This is a genomic window from Aeromonas enteropelogenes, from assembly GCF_020097295.1.
Lineage (GTDB): Bacteria > Pseudomonadota > Gammaproteobacteria > Enterobacterales > Aeromonadaceae > Aeromonas > Aeromonas enteropelogenes.
Genome location: NZ_CP083625.1, coordinates 395361 through 412151, shown reverse-complemented (window position 1 = coordinate 412151; position 16791 = coordinate 395361). Strand labels below are relative to the sequence as shown.

General features: G+C 61.1%; 15 protein-coding genes. 2 read left to right on the top strand and 13 right to left on the bottom strand.

Annotated features, from left to right (window positions below; all coding sequences use genetic code 11):
* Positions 1–21 precede the first annotated feature (21 nt).
* The 4 genes from LA321_RS01865 to LA321_RS01850 form a co-directional block, all read right to left on the bottom strand.
* On the bottom strand, positions 22–1500 hold the full coding sequence (locus LA321_RS01865; protein ID WP_042073247.1) for a carboxypeptidase M32: 1479 nt from the start codon (positions 1498–1500) through the stop codon (positions 22–24).
* A 114-nt stretch (positions 1501–1614) separates the two neighbouring features.
* Positions 1615–2196 carry a DNA endonuclease SmrA gene (gene smrA, locus LA321_RS01860; protein WP_042028077.1) on the bottom strand — a complete coding sequence of 194 codons (582 nt, stop codon included), beginning with the start codon at positions 2194–2196 and terminating at the stop codon, positions 1615–1617.
* A 99-nt stretch (positions 2197–2295) separates the two neighbouring features.
* Entirely contained in the window at positions 2296–2466 is a 171-nt protein-coding gene (locus tag LA321_RS01855; RefSeq protein WP_082037553.1) for a DUF3149 domain-containing protein, read from the bottom strand.
* Positions 2467–2587: 121 nt separating this feature from the next.
* A complete protein-coding gene (locus LA321_RS01850) occupies positions 2588–3478 on the bottom strand; it encodes a TraB/GumN family protein (RefSeq protein WP_042073246.1) in 891 nt (296 codons plus the stop codon).
* A gap of 87 nt (positions 3479–3565) precedes the next feature.
* Between LA321_RS01850 and LA321_RS01845 the strand changes: the two genes are divergently transcribed.
* Complete coding sequence (locus LA321_RS01845; protein ID WP_042073245.1) at positions 3566–3898, top strand: DUF1904 family protein; 333 nt, start codon at positions 3566–3568, stop codon at positions 3896–3898.
* An 83-nt stretch (positions 3899–3981) separates the two neighbouring features.
* Here LA321_RS01845 and LA321_RS01840 read toward each other — a convergent pair whose 3' ends face one another.
* The 4 genes from LA321_RS01840 to LA321_RS01825 form a co-directional block, all read right to left on the bottom strand.
* Positions 3982–4809 (bottom strand): SDR family oxidoreductase, encoded by an 828-nt coding sequence (locus LA321_RS01840; RefSeq protein ID WP_042028072.1) that lies wholly within the window; start codon positions 4807–4809, stop codon positions 3982–3984.
* Between the two features lie 107 nt (positions 4810–4916).
* The gene (locus tag LA321_RS01835) at positions 4917–6368 is read right to left on the bottom strand and encodes an OprD family outer membrane porin (protein WP_042028070.1); all 1452 of its coding nucleotides are present in this window, start codon (positions 6366–6368) and stop codon (positions 4917–4919) included.
* A 490-nt stretch (positions 6369–6858) separates the two neighbouring features.
* On the bottom strand, positions 6859–8796 hold the full coding sequence (locus tag LA321_RS01830) for a methyl-accepting chemotaxis protein (RefSeq protein ID WP_042073243.1): 1938 nt from the start codon (positions 8794–8796) through the stop codon (positions 6859–6861).
* Between the two features lie 120 nt (positions 8797–8916).
* A complete protein-coding gene (locus LA321_RS01825; protein ID WP_042073242.1) occupies positions 8917–9807 on the bottom strand; it encodes a DMT family transporter in 891 nt (296 codons plus the stop codon).
* 288 nt (positions 9808–10095) lie between these two features.
* Between LA321_RS01825 and LA321_RS01820 the strand changes: the two genes are divergently transcribed.
* Complete coding sequence (locus tag LA321_RS01820) at positions 10096–11007, top strand: LysR substrate-binding domain-containing protein (RefSeq protein ID WP_042073240.1); 912 nt, start codon at positions 10096–10098, stop codon at positions 11005–11007.
* A gap of 54 nt (positions 11008–11061) precedes the next feature.
* Here LA321_RS01820 and LA321_RS01815 read toward each other — a convergent pair whose 3' ends face one another.
* The 5 genes from LA321_RS01815 to fdrA form a co-directional block, all read right to left on the bottom strand.
* The gene (locus LA321_RS01815) at positions 11062–12306 is read right to left on the bottom strand and encodes a cytosine permease (protein ID WP_042073238.1); all 1245 of its coding nucleotides are present in this window, start codon (positions 12304–12306) and stop codon (positions 11062–11064) included.
* Between the two features lie 15 nt (positions 12307–12321).
* Positions 12322–12717: an allophanate hydrolase-related protein gene (locus LA321_RS01810; RefSeq protein WP_042073237.1), complete on the bottom strand. Its 396-nt coding sequence runs from the start codon at positions 12715–12717 to the stop codon at positions 12322–12324.
* 63 nt (positions 12718–12780) lie between these two features.
* Positions 12781–13737: a carbamate kinase gene (locus tag LA321_RS01805; RefSeq protein ID WP_042073236.1), complete on the bottom strand. Its 957-nt coding sequence runs from the start codon at positions 13735–13737 to the stop codon at positions 12781–12783.
* Positions 13738–13739: 2 nt separating this feature from the next.
* On the bottom strand, positions 13740–15152 hold the full coding sequence (locus LA321_RS01800; protein WP_042073233.1) for a YlbE family protein: 1413 nt from the start codon (positions 15150–15152) through the stop codon (positions 13740–13742).
* 8 nt (positions 15153–15160) lie between these two features.
* Positions 15161–16708: an acyl-CoA synthetase FdrA gene (gene fdrA / locus LA321_RS01795; protein ID WP_042073232.1), complete on the bottom strand. Its 1548-nt coding sequence runs from the start codon at positions 16706–16708 to the stop codon at positions 15161–15163.
* Positions 16709–16791: the final 83 nt, after the last annotated feature.

Genomic DNA, 16791 nt, shown 5'->3' with positions numbered 1-16791 from the left:
TTATGTCACAGTGTCAGGCCATCACTTCAGATAGCGCTGTTCCAGATGCTGACGCAGCCAGTGTGGGTTCAGCGCTTCGCCGGTGGCGCGGTGCACCAGCTCGTCTGTGTCATGAAGGCTTCCCTGGGACCAGATGTGGCGGCCCAGCCAGGCGAAGATCTCCGGCAGGCGGCCCGCTGCGATCAGCTCGCCCATGCTGCCGAGCTCCTTCTCCAGCGCGAAACGCAATTGTGCCGCATACATGGCACCAAGGGTGTAGCTCGGGAAGTAGCCGAACGAGCCGTCGGTCCAGTGGATATCCTGCATGCAGCCGTTCTGGTAGTTGCCCTTGGTAGAGAGGCCCAACCACTGCTGCATCTTGGCATCCCACAGCTCGGGGATGTCCGCCACCTCGATGCGACCTTCCATCAGGTCGCGCTCCAGCTCGTAGCGCAGGATCACGTGAGCCGGATAGGTCACCTCATCCGCATCGACCCGGATAAAGCCGGGCTCGACCCGGTTATAGAGCTTGGCCAGATTGGCCGGTGCAAAGGCCGGCTGTTCGCCAAAGTGGGTGCGAATGCGTGGTGCCAAGAGCGCGAGGAAGGCGGGATCATGGCCCAGCTGCATCTCGCAAAACAGGCTCTGGCTCTCGTGAATGCCCATGGAGCGCGCCTCGGCCACCGGCTGGCCCAATAAGTGGCGCGGCAGCCCCTGCTCGTAACGGGCGTGACCGGTCTCGTGCACTATGCCCATCAGGCTGGAGACAAACTCCTGCTCGTTGTAGCGGGTGGTGATGCGCACGTCGGTCGGCACCCCGCCGCAAAACGGGTGGTTGCTCACATCGAGGCGGCCGTGGGCAAAATCAAATCCGAGCAGTCCCATTACCTCCTGGCCGAGCGCCTGCTGGCTGGCGATGGGGAAGGGGCCTTGCGGGATCAGGATGGTTTCGCTCTTTTGCTGCTCGCTCACCTGCTGGATGAGGGAGGGGAGCCAGCTGGCGAGATCGCCGAAGATCTCGTCGAGCCGGGCGCTGATCATGCCGGGCTCGTAGAGCGCCAGCATGGCGTCGTAAGGGCGTACGCCGAGGGCCTCTGCACGCAAGGAGGCGACCTCCCGCGACAGTTTCACGACTTCTGCGAGATTCGGGGCAAAACCGGCCCAGTCGTTGTTTTTGCGCTGGCTGCGCCAGGCGTGTTCGCACTTGCTGCCGGCCAGCGACAGCGCCTCCACCAGCTCGCCGGGCAAGAGGCTGGCGTCCTGCCACTGGCGCTTGATCTCGCGCAAGTTGGCGCGCTGCACCTCATCCAGCGCTTCCGTCTCAGCCTTTGCAATCCAGTCGCCAAGCTCGGGAGCGGTACGCTTGTGGTGGATCAGCAGACCGAGCTCCGCCATGGCTTCGGCGCGGGCCTCATTGCCCCCCTCCGGCATCATGGCAGCCTGATCCCAGCCGCAGATGGCCGAGAGGTGGGAGAAGCGGTGCAGCTGTTGCTGATGTTGTTCAAGTTTTTGATATGACATGGGATTGTCCTTGTTATCGTCCCTGATGCTATGCACCCCGTACCTGGCATGATCGGGGTCGCTCGATGCTATCACTGCCATGACGCCCTGCGCCATGTTTGCCGGTTGGCCGGATCAGCCGAGGCGCTTCTGGTGACGTTCGCGGTTTTCCGCCTTCTTGCGCTCGCTCTTTCGCAGCAGCACATAGAGGGCGCCGCTGCCGCCGTGACGACGTTCGGCGCTGTGGATGGCCATCACTGCTGGCAACTGCGGCAGCCAGGCGCTCACATAGCTTTTGAGCAGAGCGCGTGGCGTGCTGCGCTCCCCCTTGCCGTGCAGGATCAGCAGGCAGCGGATGTCCCGCTGCTCGCAATCCTGAACAAATTGCACCAGAGCCTGGCGCGCCTCGTTGAGGGTCTTCTGGTGCAGATCCAGGCTCGCCTGCAACTCGTATTTGCCGAGCCGAAGCTTCTTGTAGACCCCCTCCTGCACCCCGTCGCGCTTGAAGCCGACGATCTCGTGGGGATCGCGCATCTCGATCGCCTCCATAGTGAGGTGATCGAGCTCGAGTTGCTGTGCAGTGGCGGCCTGGCGGCGGGCCAACTGGGCTTCGGTCGGGGTGGGTTTGCCCACTTGGGGATGGATATGATCGCTGCGAATGGGCCTGACATCGGCCACTTCATTCAGAAATAGCGAGAGTTCGTCGTTATGAGACACGGCAGGCTCCCCATCAGAAAAAGTGGGAGCCATTATAGCGGCGGGAAGCGGGACGGAAAACGGGACAGGCGGTCAGACGGGGCCGGCCGCCCTGGGTTGTTACGACTCGTTGTGATGGGGCTGCTGCTCTCCCTTGGGCGGCTGCGACTTCATCACCTTGTAGATGAAGTAGGCCGCATAAGAGCTGATCAGCAAGAAGGTACCGATCACCACCAGCATGGACATCAGCCCCACGCTGTTGCCAAACATCAGATCCAGCCAAAAATCCATTTTGTTGCTCCTGTCACCCGATTGATGACAGGCATGATAAATACCTCTTTATCTGTAGAGAGATGATCCCGATCAACTCAGTGGATGGTTATTAAACATCCACGCCGATTTGTGATCGTTCTCACTGGGCTCCTTGCGTCATGGTTGGCTGGGTCAGCGGGGTGATGCGCCACCCTTGTTGCTCCAGCTGGGCCAGCAGCCCCTGTTCGCCGTAAAGATGCAGGGCACCTACCACGATGAAGCTTTCGTTCGGCAGGCTCGGCCATTTTTTCAGCCAGTTGTGATTGCGCTCCGCCAGCAGGGTCTGCTCCATCCAGCTCTGCAGGGCGGGGGGAGCCATCTCCTCCTTGAGCAGATTGATGAGGGTGGCTTCGTCCCCCTGTTGCCACGCCTTCATCACGGCGGTAAAGGCATTCTCCAGCATGGGCAGCTCGTCCAGGGTGCTGGCCAGCATCAGGGTCTGGTTGTCACCGACGCTGGCGAGATAACCAAGCTGTTCCAGCAGGGTTTCGAAGCCGACGACGGGTTTGCCCTCTTTGGCGGCCAAACCGGCAAAGTGCTGATCGATGCCGAGTTGGCTGTCAAAGCCAGTCTTGGCCATGGCCGCCTGGGTGAGGGTAATGGCGGCAAACCAGGGGCGCAGTGGCGAGAGGGTCGCCTCATCCAGACCATAGCGGGTCCCCGCCATCAGGGTGCGCTGGTAGAGCTCGGCAGGCAGGTACTCCTTGAGGCTCTTGCCATCGTTGAGCTGGGTGAGAGACGCCATCCCCTGCCACTGCTCCTGGCTGATGCTGTTCATGTCGACTTCCATCACCAGGGCGCGACTCTGCTGCCAGGCGCGTTCGACAGGCTCGGGCAGCGGATAGAGCGTGGGCTTGCCTGCATGAATGGAGCCCATCAGCCAGTGCTGCTCATCACCCTTGCTGACCCGGTAGAAGGCGGGATCGGCCAGGGCCGTCAGCGGCAACAGCAGACAGAGCAGGAAGGAAAACAGTGTGCGGTGAAATTTCATGGGGCGCCTTATGTGTGTAGGGTGGCTTCTCTTCATGACTATAAACCCTATGATAAGACCTCCATTCAGATAACCAAGAGGTTTGCCATGCCCCATCTTCGTTTTCGCGCCATTTCCCTCGACACTCTGCAGCAGATCAGTGGTCCGCTGCTGGCCGAGCTCTGCACCCTGACCGGCGGCAAGCCGGAGTTTGTCACCATGGAGCTGATCGACCGCTGTCAGGTGCGCAATGGCGCGGTGGAGACGGGCTCACCCTTCGTCGAGTTGCACTGGTTCGAGCGACCACAAGCGATGCAGGACGCGGTAGCCGGGCTCATCACCCGCCACCTGAAGGCTGCATTGGGGGAGCAGACCTATGTGGTGGTGCAGGTGATCCCCATGGTGAAAAGCGCCTACTACAGCAACGGCGAGCACTACTGATCGAGACGACGGTGCGCGTCGTGCCAGCGGTTTGCCCCGGCTCGGGGGCGTCGGGCAGGGCCTGGATGGGCTGCTTGCCCGGTTCAGGCCGATTTGGCGAGGATCCGGTCCAGCCAGCGGCTTGGCAACAGGCGGCGCAAGATCGCAAACAGTCGGGTTGGAAAAGTAACGGGGTAACGATGGCGCGGCCGCTTGCTGGTGAGGGCGTGCAGCAGCGGCGGGATGCAGGCTTCGCTTGGCAGGGTAAAGCCGCGGGCGCCGCCTTCACGCTCCAGCCGGCTCAGGGTCTGCTGGTAGGCGACCTGATGGCGGCTTTGCGCCGGATCGATGTGGCGCAGGAAGGCTGAGCGGGCATTGGCGCGAAAACGGGTGTCGATGGGCCCGGGCTCGATCAGGCTGATATGCACGCCGCTGCCGGCCAGCTCTAGGCGCAGGGTATCGCTGTACCCTTCCAGTGCGAACTTGCTGGCGTTGTAGGCGCCGCGATACTTCATGGCCACCAGCCCCAGCACAGAGCTGTTTTGTACTATCCGACCCTCTCTTGCCGCCAGCATGGCGGGCAGAACCTGACGGATCAGGTGGTGCCAGCCAAACAGGTTGGTTTCGAACTGCTCGCGCAGCGCCTCGGTAGGCAGGTCTTCCAGTGCGCCAGGCTGGCCGTAGGCACCGTTGTTAAAGAGACCATAGAGGCGTCCTCCCGCCAATGCCAGCGCGGCGCCAGCCCCCTGCTCGATGGAGGCGGGATCCGCCAGATCAAGTTGCACTGCCAGCAATCTCTCCTGCTGCAACCGGGTCACATCCTCCGCTTTGCGGGCCGAGGCGATCACAGTGAAACCGTGCTCCCCCAACGCCTTGGCGGCGGCCAGCCCTATGCCGCTGGAGCAGCCGGTGATCAGCACAAAACGGGACATGAGAACCTTCCTTGTAACCTGAGGGGAGTCGAGGCGCATGGTAGCCCGAGCGCCGGAAAAAAGAAAACCGGGCCGACTGGCCCGGTTTGCTGATAATCATTGCCTGCTTACATGATGGTAAACGGCATGATGATGTGGAACTTGACGTCACGCTCAGAGGTGAACATGTTCGGATAGTACCAGCTACCCATCTCGTCTTGTTTGTTGTTGTAGTCAGTAAAGTGCAGCTTGAACAGGGTACCTTTCAGCTTGCCATCTTGAACTGTGTACATAACGTCGAAGTTGGTCGCCCACTCCTCACCATTTTTACGGTTCGGATCGGTGCCGTGTTCAGCATCCCAGCCATAGGCCCCTGACACACCAACGGTCCAGCCCGGAGCTCCAACCAAGTCATCCAAAGTACGGGTTACACCAGCAAATACAGCTTTCTCATTGTTGTTATTCCAGTCGGAGCGGGAATCCCACCAAATTTCGTTCGCGCCTTGGGAATTACCATAGCCTTTGGTCAAACGGGGCAGATAGTTCCCCATATCACCTTCCGCTTTGGTCCACATCCCTTCCAGGCGGAAGCCGTACGGGCCCATACCCCATGCTGCGGTCAATGCTTGTTGCCATGCCAAGCCATCATAGTCATTGTTGCCAGTGGTGTCAGAACCATAGAATTGGTAGCTGGTATTCAAACCACCCAAGATGTCAAACTTGTGTGCCAGTTTGAAATGGTAGCTATCCATATAGCCTTCGGACTGACCGAAAGAACCGGTAACGGCGGTGCCATTTTCAAAGGTGTAGCGAGCAGCGAGGGCGTGGATATAGTCGATTTTGTTTTCATCGGAGTATTGGGTGTCTGCGCCAGCGTAGTTACCAGCTTTGGAGAACCCATTGGTATTCTTAAACCATGGAGCTTTGTACTCATCAGCAATGGCGTAAGTCAGGTAGAGACCACCGAAGTTACCTTCAACCTGGCCACCACGGTAGGTACCCGGCTGGTAGGACCAGTTGACACCAATCTGACCCGGTACGTAGAGCTGGGTGTAACCGCCTTTAGCGGTGATCGCACCATCCATGAATTTAAGTTTTAGGGCAGCAGTGGAAAGGCTCGCACCATTTTCAGGTACGCCATCGGTTTGTGACCAGCTGTCACCCCAGAAAGAAAATTCGTTTTCTTCGTTAACCCCATTTGATTCGTCAACGGAGAAGTCATAGGCCGCAAATCCACCCAGATCTAAGCCGATAATGTCCCAGGCATAACCAGAATTGAAGTTAAGAGCAACTTGGGCAGTTGCATGGCTAAGGTTGGATTTATAACGCCCCGTATTGGGATTCGGTATCTCTTTGCCGGGATTGTTAGGGTCTGCCATCATGGGGCCTTCCACGCGTTGACGATCACGCTGGAAGTAGAAGAGGCCGCCAGTCAGTTTGGAATCATTGACGAAGGCTTCATAGGATTTGCCGTATTCCGGGCTCATCATGTCCTGGGCTGCCAACGCCATACCGGGGGCGACCAGCGCGGCTACCACAGCGGCACTCAAAGCGGCGCGCTTGAAGATCACTTTTTCCATTTCTATTGCTCCTGATTTTATGGACTTAGCTTTTTTGTTCCGGCAGTTGGCAGCAGGCCTACCGCTCGGTATTGGCATTGCAATCAAAACCCCGAAGGGCAAAAAAATCGTTGTATCTGGTCTGCAGCCGCGACGTCTTGGCACATCTGCGGTGGGCAGCTCTGTTCATCACTAATTGTGTTTTTTGTGTTCCGATCCTTGGCTATCGGACAACTCAAGAGTACGTTCGCGGTGCGAAATATCAATTAAAAGTTCCCACCAAGTTTCAAAAATATGACCGAGTGCAAATAATCGTGACGGCCGCTCTCATACCGTTTCATCCCCCGTATGACGGCAATGAGAACGTTTTCTTGCTTGCCGTCAGGGTGGTGGAACCTGCGTATCCTGCAGGGTTATGCCGGTGCGGGTATAACCCGTATGCAACATATAATTTTGCGATACAAAAAAACTCACCCCGCCATGGCGGAGTGAGTTGGGCGAATGGTGCGGATTAGCCTTGCTGGCCGAGGATGCGGGGGATCTGCTGGGCCTGGTGATGGATGTGGGATGAAACCTGGACCGACAGCTGGCTGACCTGGTGCGCATGTTGATGGATGCGGGCGATCAGGTCGGCAAAGTTGGCAAGCTTGTGCTCCTGGCTTTTGGCGTTGTCCGCCCCCTGCAGGGCGATCACCGCCGTGTTGCGGGCGATTTCCCGCACTGCCAGGGTAGTCTGGCGCAACCGCTCGGCCTGGACCCGCTGGCTGCCGGATTCGCTGGTGATGCGGGTCAGCACGGTGGCAAGTTGCTCACCCGAGTGGGTCAGCCGTTTCAGGATGTCGGTGATCTGGTCAAGGGAACGTTGGGTATGGGCCGAGAGCGTGCGCACTTCATCCGCGACCACGGCAAATCCCCGTCCGGCTTCACCGGCCCGGGCTGCTTCAATGGCGGCATTGAGGGCCAGCAGATTGGTCTGCTGGGCGATGTGGCCAATGACATCGACAATGGCGGAAACCTCGGTGACCGATCCCCTGAGCGCGCGCAGGGCCTCGTCGCTCTCGTCGATGGCGAGCCCGGTCTGATGGGTGGCGTGCAGCATATTGCCGACCAGCCCTTCGCTCTCGCTCATCGCCTGTTCGTTGTGATGGGCATGCCGGGCTATCTCGGCTGCGACCTGATGCACTTCGCTGGCCAGCTGGTTGAGCTCTCCCATCATCTGACCGCTCTCGTCGACCACCTGCTCCGTGGTGCGGGTGCTCTGGTGGATTTCATCGACCTGATTGACCATGCCCTGCAAGCTGGTGGATACCGCCGACAGCTGGCCGGCCTTGTGTTTTTGCTCCTGCTGCAGGCGTCCGATCAGACGGTTGTAGCTGGCGACGATATCCGCCAGTTCGTTGCGCTCGCGCCCCGTCGGCAGGGGATCGGCCTGGCCGGTCTGATCCAGTAGCAGGAAGGCGCTGCGCAACCGCAGCAGTGGCCTGAGCAGCCAGCGGCGCTGCACCAGGGCAAACAGCAGCGCGACCAGCACCAGACACAACGCCAGGGAACCCAGTATGGTGGCAAGGTGGCGGGTCACCGCCAGACGCGCCTGGGCGAGCTGTTCTCCCATCTGCCCGGTTGCCTGCAGCATCTGCAAGATGTCCTCCTGTATCGCCTGACGGCCCGCCTGTTGCTGTCTCAGCGCCTTGCTGCTGTTGGCCAGTTCCTGTGGGTAACGTTTGATCAGCGACAGCAGTTCGCTGCGGGGCTGCTCACCCAGCTCCTGGCGCTGCGGCTCACCCAGGGTGAATTCATCGGCTGGTGCCTCTTCATAGCGGCCGAGCAGAGGCAGGGCTTGCAGCTGCTCCGTCTGTTTTTGCAGGGCGTCCAGTTCGAAGCGGATCCCCTCGAGCAACTTGTCGTTGCCCTGCGTCATGTAACGCTCGCGTAGATGAGCGAGCGCCGGCAGGCTGGCCAGCACGGTGGCGGCTCCCTCCCGGTATTGCCGGGCGACAGCCCCTTGCTCGTCGGAGTTGCCCGACCCGGCGTAACGCAACAGGGCAATGGCCTGGCTAGCGAGCTCGCTTTCGGCATGTTGCAGCAGTGACTGGCTGTTGCCGGAGAGCTTGCCGGCGGCAAGATAGTCGTGCGCGATCCGCTGCTCCATCGCTGCCAGCTGCTGGCGCAGTGGCCCTGCCAGAGCATCGGGTTGTCCCGTCAGACTTTCCAGTGCTTGCTGGCGCAGCGCCTGCGCTTCAGTGAGTCGTTGCGGATCGCCACTATCCAGATAGGCGCGCAGGGTATCTTGCAGAGAGACGGTGATCAGTTGCTGGCGAGCCTCATGCTGCTGTTGGGCGAGATTGCTCTGGCCCAGTTGCTGCCAGCCGTGGAGCAGGGCCAACGCCTGCCCTCCAGCAACCAGCAACAAGACGAGGGAGGAGAGGGTGGCGTAATGGGCGATTTTCACTGTGATCTTCCTGTATGCACAGACCATGGGGAGCATGGCGTGAGGCTAAACAGGATGCGTGGCATTTTTATGACAGGAGCCTTGCGCGCCTTGGTGGCAAGGGCGCCAGGCTCCCGACCGTTACTTCGGGTGTGCCGTTGTCAGTGCCGGGGTGGTTCGTTTGCCCTGCATACCGAGCAGGGCCCCCCCCATGATGAGGGTGCCGGCCAGCAGGTGGCGGGGTGTGAGCTGCTCGCCGTTGAGCAGCACCAGTAGAAGAGTACTCAACAGTGGCGTGAGATAGGCAAGGGCTCCGATCCGGCGTGGATCTCCGTCCCGCAGCGCCAGATACCAGGTGACGAAGGCAGCCCCCATGGGACCGATCGCCAATCCGACGATAAGCCACCAGTCACCGGTCGGGATCTGTGTAAGGGGCAAGGGCCCCTCCTGTAGCCAGGCCAGCAGCAATGCTAGCAAGCCCGCGGGCAGGCAGGCTGCCGCCGTCACGACCGCCGGCGCCGGGGGAAGCCGGCGTGAGAGTACGGAATAGCCGCCCCAGATGATGGCGGCGCCGAGTGCCAGCAGATAACCGGGCAGATAGGCCTGTTGCAGTTGCAGCTCGCCATTGACCATCACCAGCACGGAGCCGGCCAGGCCGAGCGCTCCGGCCAACAGGTGGCGGGCCTGCAGCGGGTGACCCGGTAGCAGCAGGGGGGTGAACAATATGATGCACAGGGGCCACAGGTAGTTGATGAGGTTTGCCTCCAGCACGGGAGCGTGGCGAAAGCTCATGAACAACAACAGGTGGTAGAACAAGAGGGCAGTCACAGTGACCAGCCAGGTGAGAGGGCTGGCCCGCCACTGGCGCCAGAATGGCAAGGCCCCTACGCCGCAAAACAGCAGCACCAGACCCACCAATACCAGTGGCGACACGCTGGTGATTCTGGAGGTGAGGGCCGCCAGAGAGGCCCACAGCAGTATGGTCAGCAGGGCGAAACCGGTGGACCTGTCCCACCAGGAAGAAGCAGACATCCAACACTCCTTTGCAAGATGCACGACATGATAAAAAAGAGGGCCAGTCTAGCAGAGAGGTTTTGTTTTCGGTGATGGGGTTTTTATCCAAAAAGCGTAAAGGCCATAGAACTGGCCGTATTCCGGCCATCGGTGATCTCGCTGATGCCTGAACATGGCCAGAAATAACCCCAAATGCATGTGGAAAAGTGACCTGCTTTGGGTACCTTTTTCTGTCTTGATGGCGGTGGTCAAAAAACTGGATGACTGGTGATGTTATATTACGCTCCCGAAAAGGAGCTGTTATGCATGGTTATTACCGCCGACGCGATCAAGGTTGTTATTGTCATTGCCCGCTGTGGCAGTTTTGCCGCCGCTTCCCAGGAGTTGCACAAGGTACCCAGTGCTCTCAGTTACACCCTGCATAAGCTGGAAGATGCCCTCGGTGTCAGTCTGTTCGAGCGCCAAGGCAAGCAACTGGTGCTGACGGAGGCGGGTTACCACTTTATCAAGCGCGGGGAGCTGATCCTGGGCGAGCTTGGCAGCCTCGAAGATTCCACCCGCCTGATTGCCATGGGGGTTGAACCCGCGATTCGCCTCTCTTTTAACAACATCCTCTCGCTGGCGCCTCTCACCCCCTTGCTACGTGAATGTGAGGCTCTTTTTCCCCAGACTGAGATCCAGCTCGCCATCGACGTGCACGGCGGGGTGTGGGATGCTCTGCTGGCCAAGCGGGCCGATATCGCTGTAGGGGCGCCCAATCAGGTGATTGCCAATAGCGAGATCGGCGCAGAGCCGATGGGGATGGTGGAGTGGGTGTTTGCCGTGAGCCCGCGCCATCCGGTGGCACAATTGCCCCAACCCCTGACCGAGCGAACCCTGCGCCGCTATCCGGCCATCTGCATTCGAGATACCTCGGTACAGCTCAAGCCCAAGGAGGCCTGGCTGCTGCGTGGTCAGAAGGCGCTGCAGGTGCCTGATTTTCACAGCAAGCTGGCGCTGCAGGCCGAAGGGATCGGCATCGGCTTTGTGCCACGTCATTTTGGTCAACCGCTTATCGACGATGGTCGCCTGCAGGTGATGACGGTGGAAGCCCCCAAACAGTCCACGCCTCTGTTTTTGGCCTGGCAGCGTCAACATACGCGTCCCTGCTTTAGCTGGTGGTTGCGGCAACTGCGTGATCCGGCCTTGCAACAGGGGTTGCTGGGGCCACTCGGCTAGCGCTGGTTCTGCTATGAAAAGGCCGCAGATGCGGCCTTTTTGGTATGTGAGGGATCAGTGAGCCCGTTTATCGGCGAGCAGTGCCGGGCGGCGACTTAGCGCCAGATAACCGAGGCTTGCCACCAGAATGGAGTCCAGCGACGGGATCATGGTCAGAGTGATGACGCCGTTGGCGGTCAGGAAGCCGACCAGCGAGCCGAGGATCCAGACCACAAAGGTGCTCCATTTGATGGGTGGTTCCTGGGCCAGCAGTCGCTCGTCGTAGCCCTGGCTACGATAGCGCAGGAAGTCGGCGATGTAGATGCCGGCCACCGGCGGGGTGGCAATGCCCAAAAAGAGCAGGAAGGGGATAAACCAGCTCATGATGTCCATGCTGCCGACCAGGGTCGCCAGTATCCCCAGCGCTACGGTGATCTGCCACTTGGGGATGCGCTCAAGCAGGGTGGAGACCACCAATGTCCCCTGGAACATGTTGCCGGCGTTGCCGGTGACGCAGGCAAAGACCAGTAACAGTGCTGCCGGCAGTGCCGCACCGAGTGGCGCCATGGCACCCAGCAGGGAACCTTGACCCGTGATGTTGCTCGGGGTAGCACCAGCCCAGAACAGGAGCGGGTAGGCGATCATAAAGGTGAGCGCTGCGGCGATCAGGGCATGCTTGCGGTTATGCACGAAGCTGCCGAAATCGGGCAGGGTGGCCACCAGAACTATGATGGTGCCGACCACGCTTGAAACCGCAACACCGGTCTCCATACTGCTCAGGGCATCGCCAATGGGAGCGGGCGGGGTGTCGAGTACCACGCTCAGGATGTAGCAGAGCATCAGCGCAATCACGGGCACGGCCAGCTGGGCCACCTTGCCGAGAACGGCAAAGCCAAAGGCGGTCGATGCGGTGAAGATCACGCATCCCATAGCCACCAGCAGGGGCGCTGGTACCGACCAGCCCTGCTGGGCGAGCAGATCCTGCACCGTGTATCCGAACATGTTGGCGGTGACCGAAATCCAGCCAAACAGGCTGATGGCCATCAGGATGTTGATGGCAGTCGCCCCCTTGTTGCCAAAAGAGAACTTGACGATGCCATAGGTTGGCAGTCGGGCTTTTTCTCCCACGCTGATGGTGATGGCAGAGAGGATGGCCAGGATCAGCCCCCCCAGCGCCACGACGCTGATGAGCTGCCCCTCCTGCAACTGGTTACCCAGACTGGATGAGGAGAGAAGCACCGGGGTCATGGCGATGCCCAGCAGGATCATGGTGATGTGCAGGCCGGATGCCGTTCCCGGGCTCGTGTCGGTTTTGCGCATGATGAACTCCTTTGCTTAGTCGATGTGGTGGTGACCTGTGTAATTGCGCCAGCCGCCGGTTTCGGTGATCTCCCGCTGTCCCTCGACCAGCCAGGGCTCGGCCAGTACGCCCAGCACTTCCTGACCATCTTTCAGGGTGACCTTGCCAATGGAGAGGCCGGCGGGTTCTTTTTGCAGGATGTTGCCAAGTCCGGCGGGCGGCACAGCCCACAGCTCCAGGGCAATCTCGGCCCCTTCACCGGGGAAACAAACCATGCCGGGGTGGCAATCGCCGATGCTCCAGCAGCGGTAATCCGCAGTGGTGGCTGACTCGGCGACAAACTCGGCGCCGACGGCCAGCATGTTGGGATTCAGCTCCAGGCCGCGCATCAGGGTGCCGTTGACTGCGAGCAGAACCTTGTTATCAGACATGAGTACTCCTTAACGTGTGTGGTGATATGTGTCTCGTAGCGGGGCACCCGGCCCCGCCTGTCATCAGTGACCCAGAAAACTGGTGCCGGCCTGGCCAAGCACCGCCTTCCCCATGGAGGGCGGATTGGTGATAAGACCCACTCCGCCCGGACAACCTTTGAGGTAGCTCAGCATGGCCTCCACCTTGGGGCCCATGCTGCCGGCACCGAAGTGACCGTCGGCCAGCAGCAGTGTTGCTTCGGCAAGGTTCAGGTTCTCGAGCCAGCGCTGATCCGGCGTGCCGAAATGGATGGCGACCTGCTCGATACCGGTCGGGATCAGCAGCATGTCGGCCTGCAGCTCGATGGCGAGCAGGGCAGAGGCGCGATCCTTGTCGATGACCGCTTGTGCGGCTCGCAGAGAGCCGTCCTCTTCCCTCACCACCGGAATGCCGCCACCGCCGCAGGCAATGACCAGCGCATCCTGCTCAAGCAGGGCGCGGATGGTGGGGGACTCGACGATGCCAAGCGGTGCCGGGGAGGCAACCACCCGCCGCCAGCCACGGCCGGCATCTTCGGCAATCTGCCACCCTTGCTCGGCCGCCAGCTGTTCGGCGATCGCCTGGTTCATGTGCGCGCCTATGGGTTTGTCGGGATGCGCAAAGGCCGGGTCGCGGCGATCGATCAGAGTCTGGGTGACCAGCGCTATGATCTTGGTCTGTGCCAGTCCACGGCGTTGCAACTCGTTACCCAGGGCGTTCTGGAACATAAAGCCGATGGCGCCCTGGGTATCGCCGACGGCGTACTCGAGCGGCACGGTCGGCACTTCAGCGCTAGCCAGTTCGCTTCGGCGCAGGATAAAGCCCACTTGCGGCCCGTTGCCGTGGGTCAGCACCACCCGCCAGCCAGCTGCAATCAGGTCAGCCACATGGCGAGCGGTCTCGGCAACTGCGTCGTACTGTTGGTCAAGGGCCACTTCATCACGGCTTTTGATCAGGGCATTGCCGCCCACGGCGACGACGGCGAGTTTTTTCTTCTGCATGTTTATGACTCCAGTTCGTCGGCGATGGCCGAGAGGGCAGTAACGAAGCAGGCGAGCGGCGCTGTGGTGATCCCCGCACCAATCTGGCCGACACCGGCCTGCTTGTGAGCGATCCCTGTGTTGATGACCGGCAGTATGTTGCGATCCACGACCTTGCGGGCGTCGATGCAAGTGGCCGAGCCGGCAAAGTTAAGCGCAGGCAGGGTAAAGGCCGGGTGCTGGGCCAGGGTGATCTGCTGCATCGCCATGCTGTGGCCGATGGCATCGGCCGGGGTGCCGCCGACGAACTTGACGATGGCAGGGGAAGCGGCCATGGCGAATCCGCCGATCCCTGCCGTTTCTGTGATGGCGGAATCCCCAAGATCGGCGGCTGCATCATCGACGCCGAATCCCGGGAAGAAGAGACCGTTGACCGGATTGGCCGGAGCCTGGAACCAGCGAGCGCCGGTGCCGGAGAGGCGGATGCCGAAGTTGACGCCATTACGGGCCATCACGGTCACCATGGTGCTGTGAGGCACACCGTGCGCTGCATCAAGCATCACCTTGCAGGCGGCCATCGACAGGTTCAGGAAGAAGTGATCGTTGGCGGCGATGAACGCCAGCACCTCGGGCCCGCGGGCCAGACTGGCGAGAGTCGGGGCGAGGCGCTTGAACAGCAGACCACTGGCCGCGGCGTTGCGGTTATGGCACTCGTCTCCCATGTGCAGGGCCTGAGCGATCAGCGGCTTGAGCTCAATTTCACCGCACTGTTCGAGCGTGGCAGCCAGAGTCGGGGCCAGCACGTCACCCATCCAGCGCAAGCGAGTCAGCACCTCGTCGCTGTTGGCGCCAAAGCGCAGCACCTTGCCGAGCCCTTCGTTGAAGTTGCAAAACGCGCGGTTGCCGTGGGCGCGGTTCTCCACCACCCAGACCGGCATGGAGGGACTGATGATGCCGGACATGGGGCCGACCGCCTGATAGTGGTGGCAGGGCTCGAGCGCAACATCGCCCCGCGCGGCCATGGCCATGGCGCTGTCGACATCCGGGGCCCAGCCTTCGAACACGATGGCGCCGGCGATGGCACCCTGCATCGGGCCGCACATCTCGCTCCAATCGATGGGAGGGCCTGCGTGCAGAATGCGGCGCTTGCCGCGCAGCGCCTCGATTTCGCGGCTGGCAACGCTCACGCCGATCAGTGAGGGTTGGGCTTCGAGGTAGCGTTGCATCGCCTGCTCGTTGGCAGCCTGAATACGCGGATCTTCCAGCAGGGTGGCCAGCGTCCAGTTGGCGGCATCATCCCCTTCGGCGACCGGCTGCCAGGCCAGATGCAATACCTGGCCTCCGGCGTCGATCAGATTGTCGGAAAAGCCCTGCAGGCCCAGACCGAGCACCCGGAGCGGTTGTTGAAACAGGGGATTGGCGGATTGAATGCTCATCTTGATTCTCACTTCAGTTGCAGGGCCAGTCGGGCAGCGAGCTGGGCGGCTTGCATGTTGCTTTGGGCGATCAATACGCCAGCCTCGCGCAGACGATCGATCTGTTGCTGGCGCGGCTGGGGATCGAGTTCTGTACCGCAGACGTGGGCGATGGCGATAAGCTGGCGTCCGGTCTGTTCGGCCTCGTGGCGGGCACGCGCCAGCGTGGCGAGCAGCTCACCGGTGGGATCTAGGCTGGCGCCGTAGCCCAGCACCACATCAAACAGCAGGATGGCGGTGGCGGGATCGGCGGCTTCCTGCAACAGACGAGCGTTGCGCAGGGTCGGGTCGATCATGGGGTGGGGGCGACCCTGGGTAAATTCGTCATCCCCCATGTCCACTAGACTATGGCCGTAACCACGGGCGGGGTCTTGCAGCGCGCTTGCGCCTTTGACCGGCGCGTTGGATTCGCAGGCGAGACCGGCTGCGATGAGGGCTAGCTGGGCTTCGTAACAGAAGGTGCCCCCGGCAAAGATGCCGCGAATATCCCGCTGCCCTGGCGCCATGGCGCCGAGTGCGCTTTGCACCTGATCCAGTGCAGCGTCATCAAGGCTGGTGGAGGAGGGCAGCGGTTCATCGCGCAGGATGGCGACGGCCACATCGGCTGCATGTTGCAGGCTAGCGGCAGGGATGACACCTTGCGCTGCCAGCGCGGCGCAGTCGGCGCCAAGGAAATGCACTACGACCGGTTTGCCGCACTCGCGGGCCAGGGCCAGTACCTGCTGGCTCACCGCTTCTGCGGGTGGCTTGGAGATGAGGGTGATCAGGCGGGTGTCGGGGTCTGCTGCCAGCATTCGGATCGCCTGCTGCATGCTCAGGCCGCCGATCTCCTCGTGCAGATCACGCCCGCCGGTGCCAAGCGCTTGGGAGACGCCTTCACCCAGATGATGAATGCGGCAGCTCACCTCTTGCAGACCGGTACCGGAAGCCGCCACCAGACCGATAGTGCCGCGGCGTACCACGTTGGCAAACCCCAGCGGCATACCGTTTACGATGGCAGTGCCGCAATCAGGCCCCATCACCAGCAGGTCTTGCCGGGCAGCAAACTCCTTGATGGCGAGCTCTTGTGCTTCGGGCACATTGTCTGAAAACAGCATGACGTTCATGCCAAGGTGCAACGCTTTGAGCGCCTCGGCGGCGGCGTAGCGACCGGGTACCGAGATGAGGGCGAAGTTGGCGTCGCTGTCGCGCTCCTTGCCCATGGCCAGGGAGGTAGTGGGACGCAGGCCCACGGCACCGGGGGCGTCGTCGACCGGTGCCGGACGCAGCAGTTCGTCGGCCAGTGCCAGTGCCTGCAGGCCAATGGCTTCATCGGCCAGCAAGGCGATCAGCAGATCGCTGGGTTTGGCCACCACGGAGAGCGCCATCCCCGCATCGCGCATCCGATCGAGGTTGGCCTCGGTTGCCATGGCGACCGAGGCCTGACGCACGCCCTCCAACCCGCTCAGGCGGGAGGAGATCTGCATCAGCGAGACGGAGTCCTTGTAGAGATTTGAATAGATTTTGTAATGCAACATGCCGGTGTTTCCGTAATTAACGGGTGTAGAAGGCCCGGACCCGGTCACGGGCCCTCTGTCAGTCAGTAGAGAACGGGGCTGTG

What these genes read in the sequence shown, in the direction of transcription:
- LA321_RS01865 (WP_042073247.1), bottom strand. Translation starts at nt 1,500, where the DNA reads ATGTCATATCAAAAACTTGAACAACATCAGCAACAGCTGCACCGCTTC.
- LA321_RS01855 (WP_082037553.1), bottom strand. Translation starts at nt 2,466, where the DNA reads ATGGATTTTTGGCTGGATCTGATGTTTGGCAACAGCGTGGGGCTGATG.
- LA321_RS01850 (WP_042073246.1), bottom strand. Translation starts at nt 3,478, where the DNA reads ATGAAATTTCACCGCACACTGTTTTCCTTCCTGCTCTGTCTGCTGTTG.
- LA321_RS01845 (WP_042073245.1), top strand. Translation starts at nt 3,566, where the DNA reads ATGCCCCATCTTCGTTTTCGCGCCATTTCCCTCGACACTCTGCAGCAG.
- LA321_RS01840 (WP_042028072.1), bottom strand. Translation starts at nt 4,809, where the DNA reads ATGTCCCGTTTTGTGCTGATCACCGGCTGCTCCAGCGGCATAGGGCTG.
- LA321_RS01835 (WP_042028070.1), bottom strand. Translation starts at nt 6,368, where the DNA reads ATGGAAAAAGTGATCTTCAAGCGCGCCGCTTTGAGTGCCGCTGTGGTA.
- LA321_RS01825 (WP_042073242.1), bottom strand. Translation starts at nt 9,807, where the DNA reads ATGTCTGCTTCTTCCTGGTGGGACAGGTCCACCGGTTTCGCCCTGCTG.
- LA321_RS01820 (WP_042073240.1), top strand. Translation starts at nt 10,096, where the DNA reads ATGGTTATTACCGCCGACGCGATCAAGGTTGTTATTGTCATTGCCCGC.
- LA321_RS01815 (WP_042073238.1), bottom strand. Translation starts at nt 12,306, where the DNA reads ATGCGCAAAACCGACACGAGCCCGGGAACGGCATCCGGCCTGCACATC.
- LA321_RS01810 (WP_042073237.1), bottom strand. Translation starts at nt 12,717, where the DNA reads ATGTCTGATAACAAGGTTCTGCTCGCAGTCAACGGCACCCTGATGCGC.
- LA321_RS01805 (WP_042073236.1), bottom strand. Translation starts at nt 13,737, where the DNA reads ATGCAGAAGAAAAAACTCGCCGTCGTCGCCGTGGGCGGCAATGCCCTG.
- LA321_RS01800 (WP_042073233.1), bottom strand. Translation starts at nt 15,152, where the DNA reads ATGAGCATTCAATCCGCCAATCCCCTGTTTCAACAACCGCTCCGGGTG.
- fdrA (WP_042073232.1), bottom strand. Translation starts at nt 16,708, where the DNA reads ATGTTGCATTACAAAATCTATTCAAATCTCTACAAGGACTCCGTCTCG.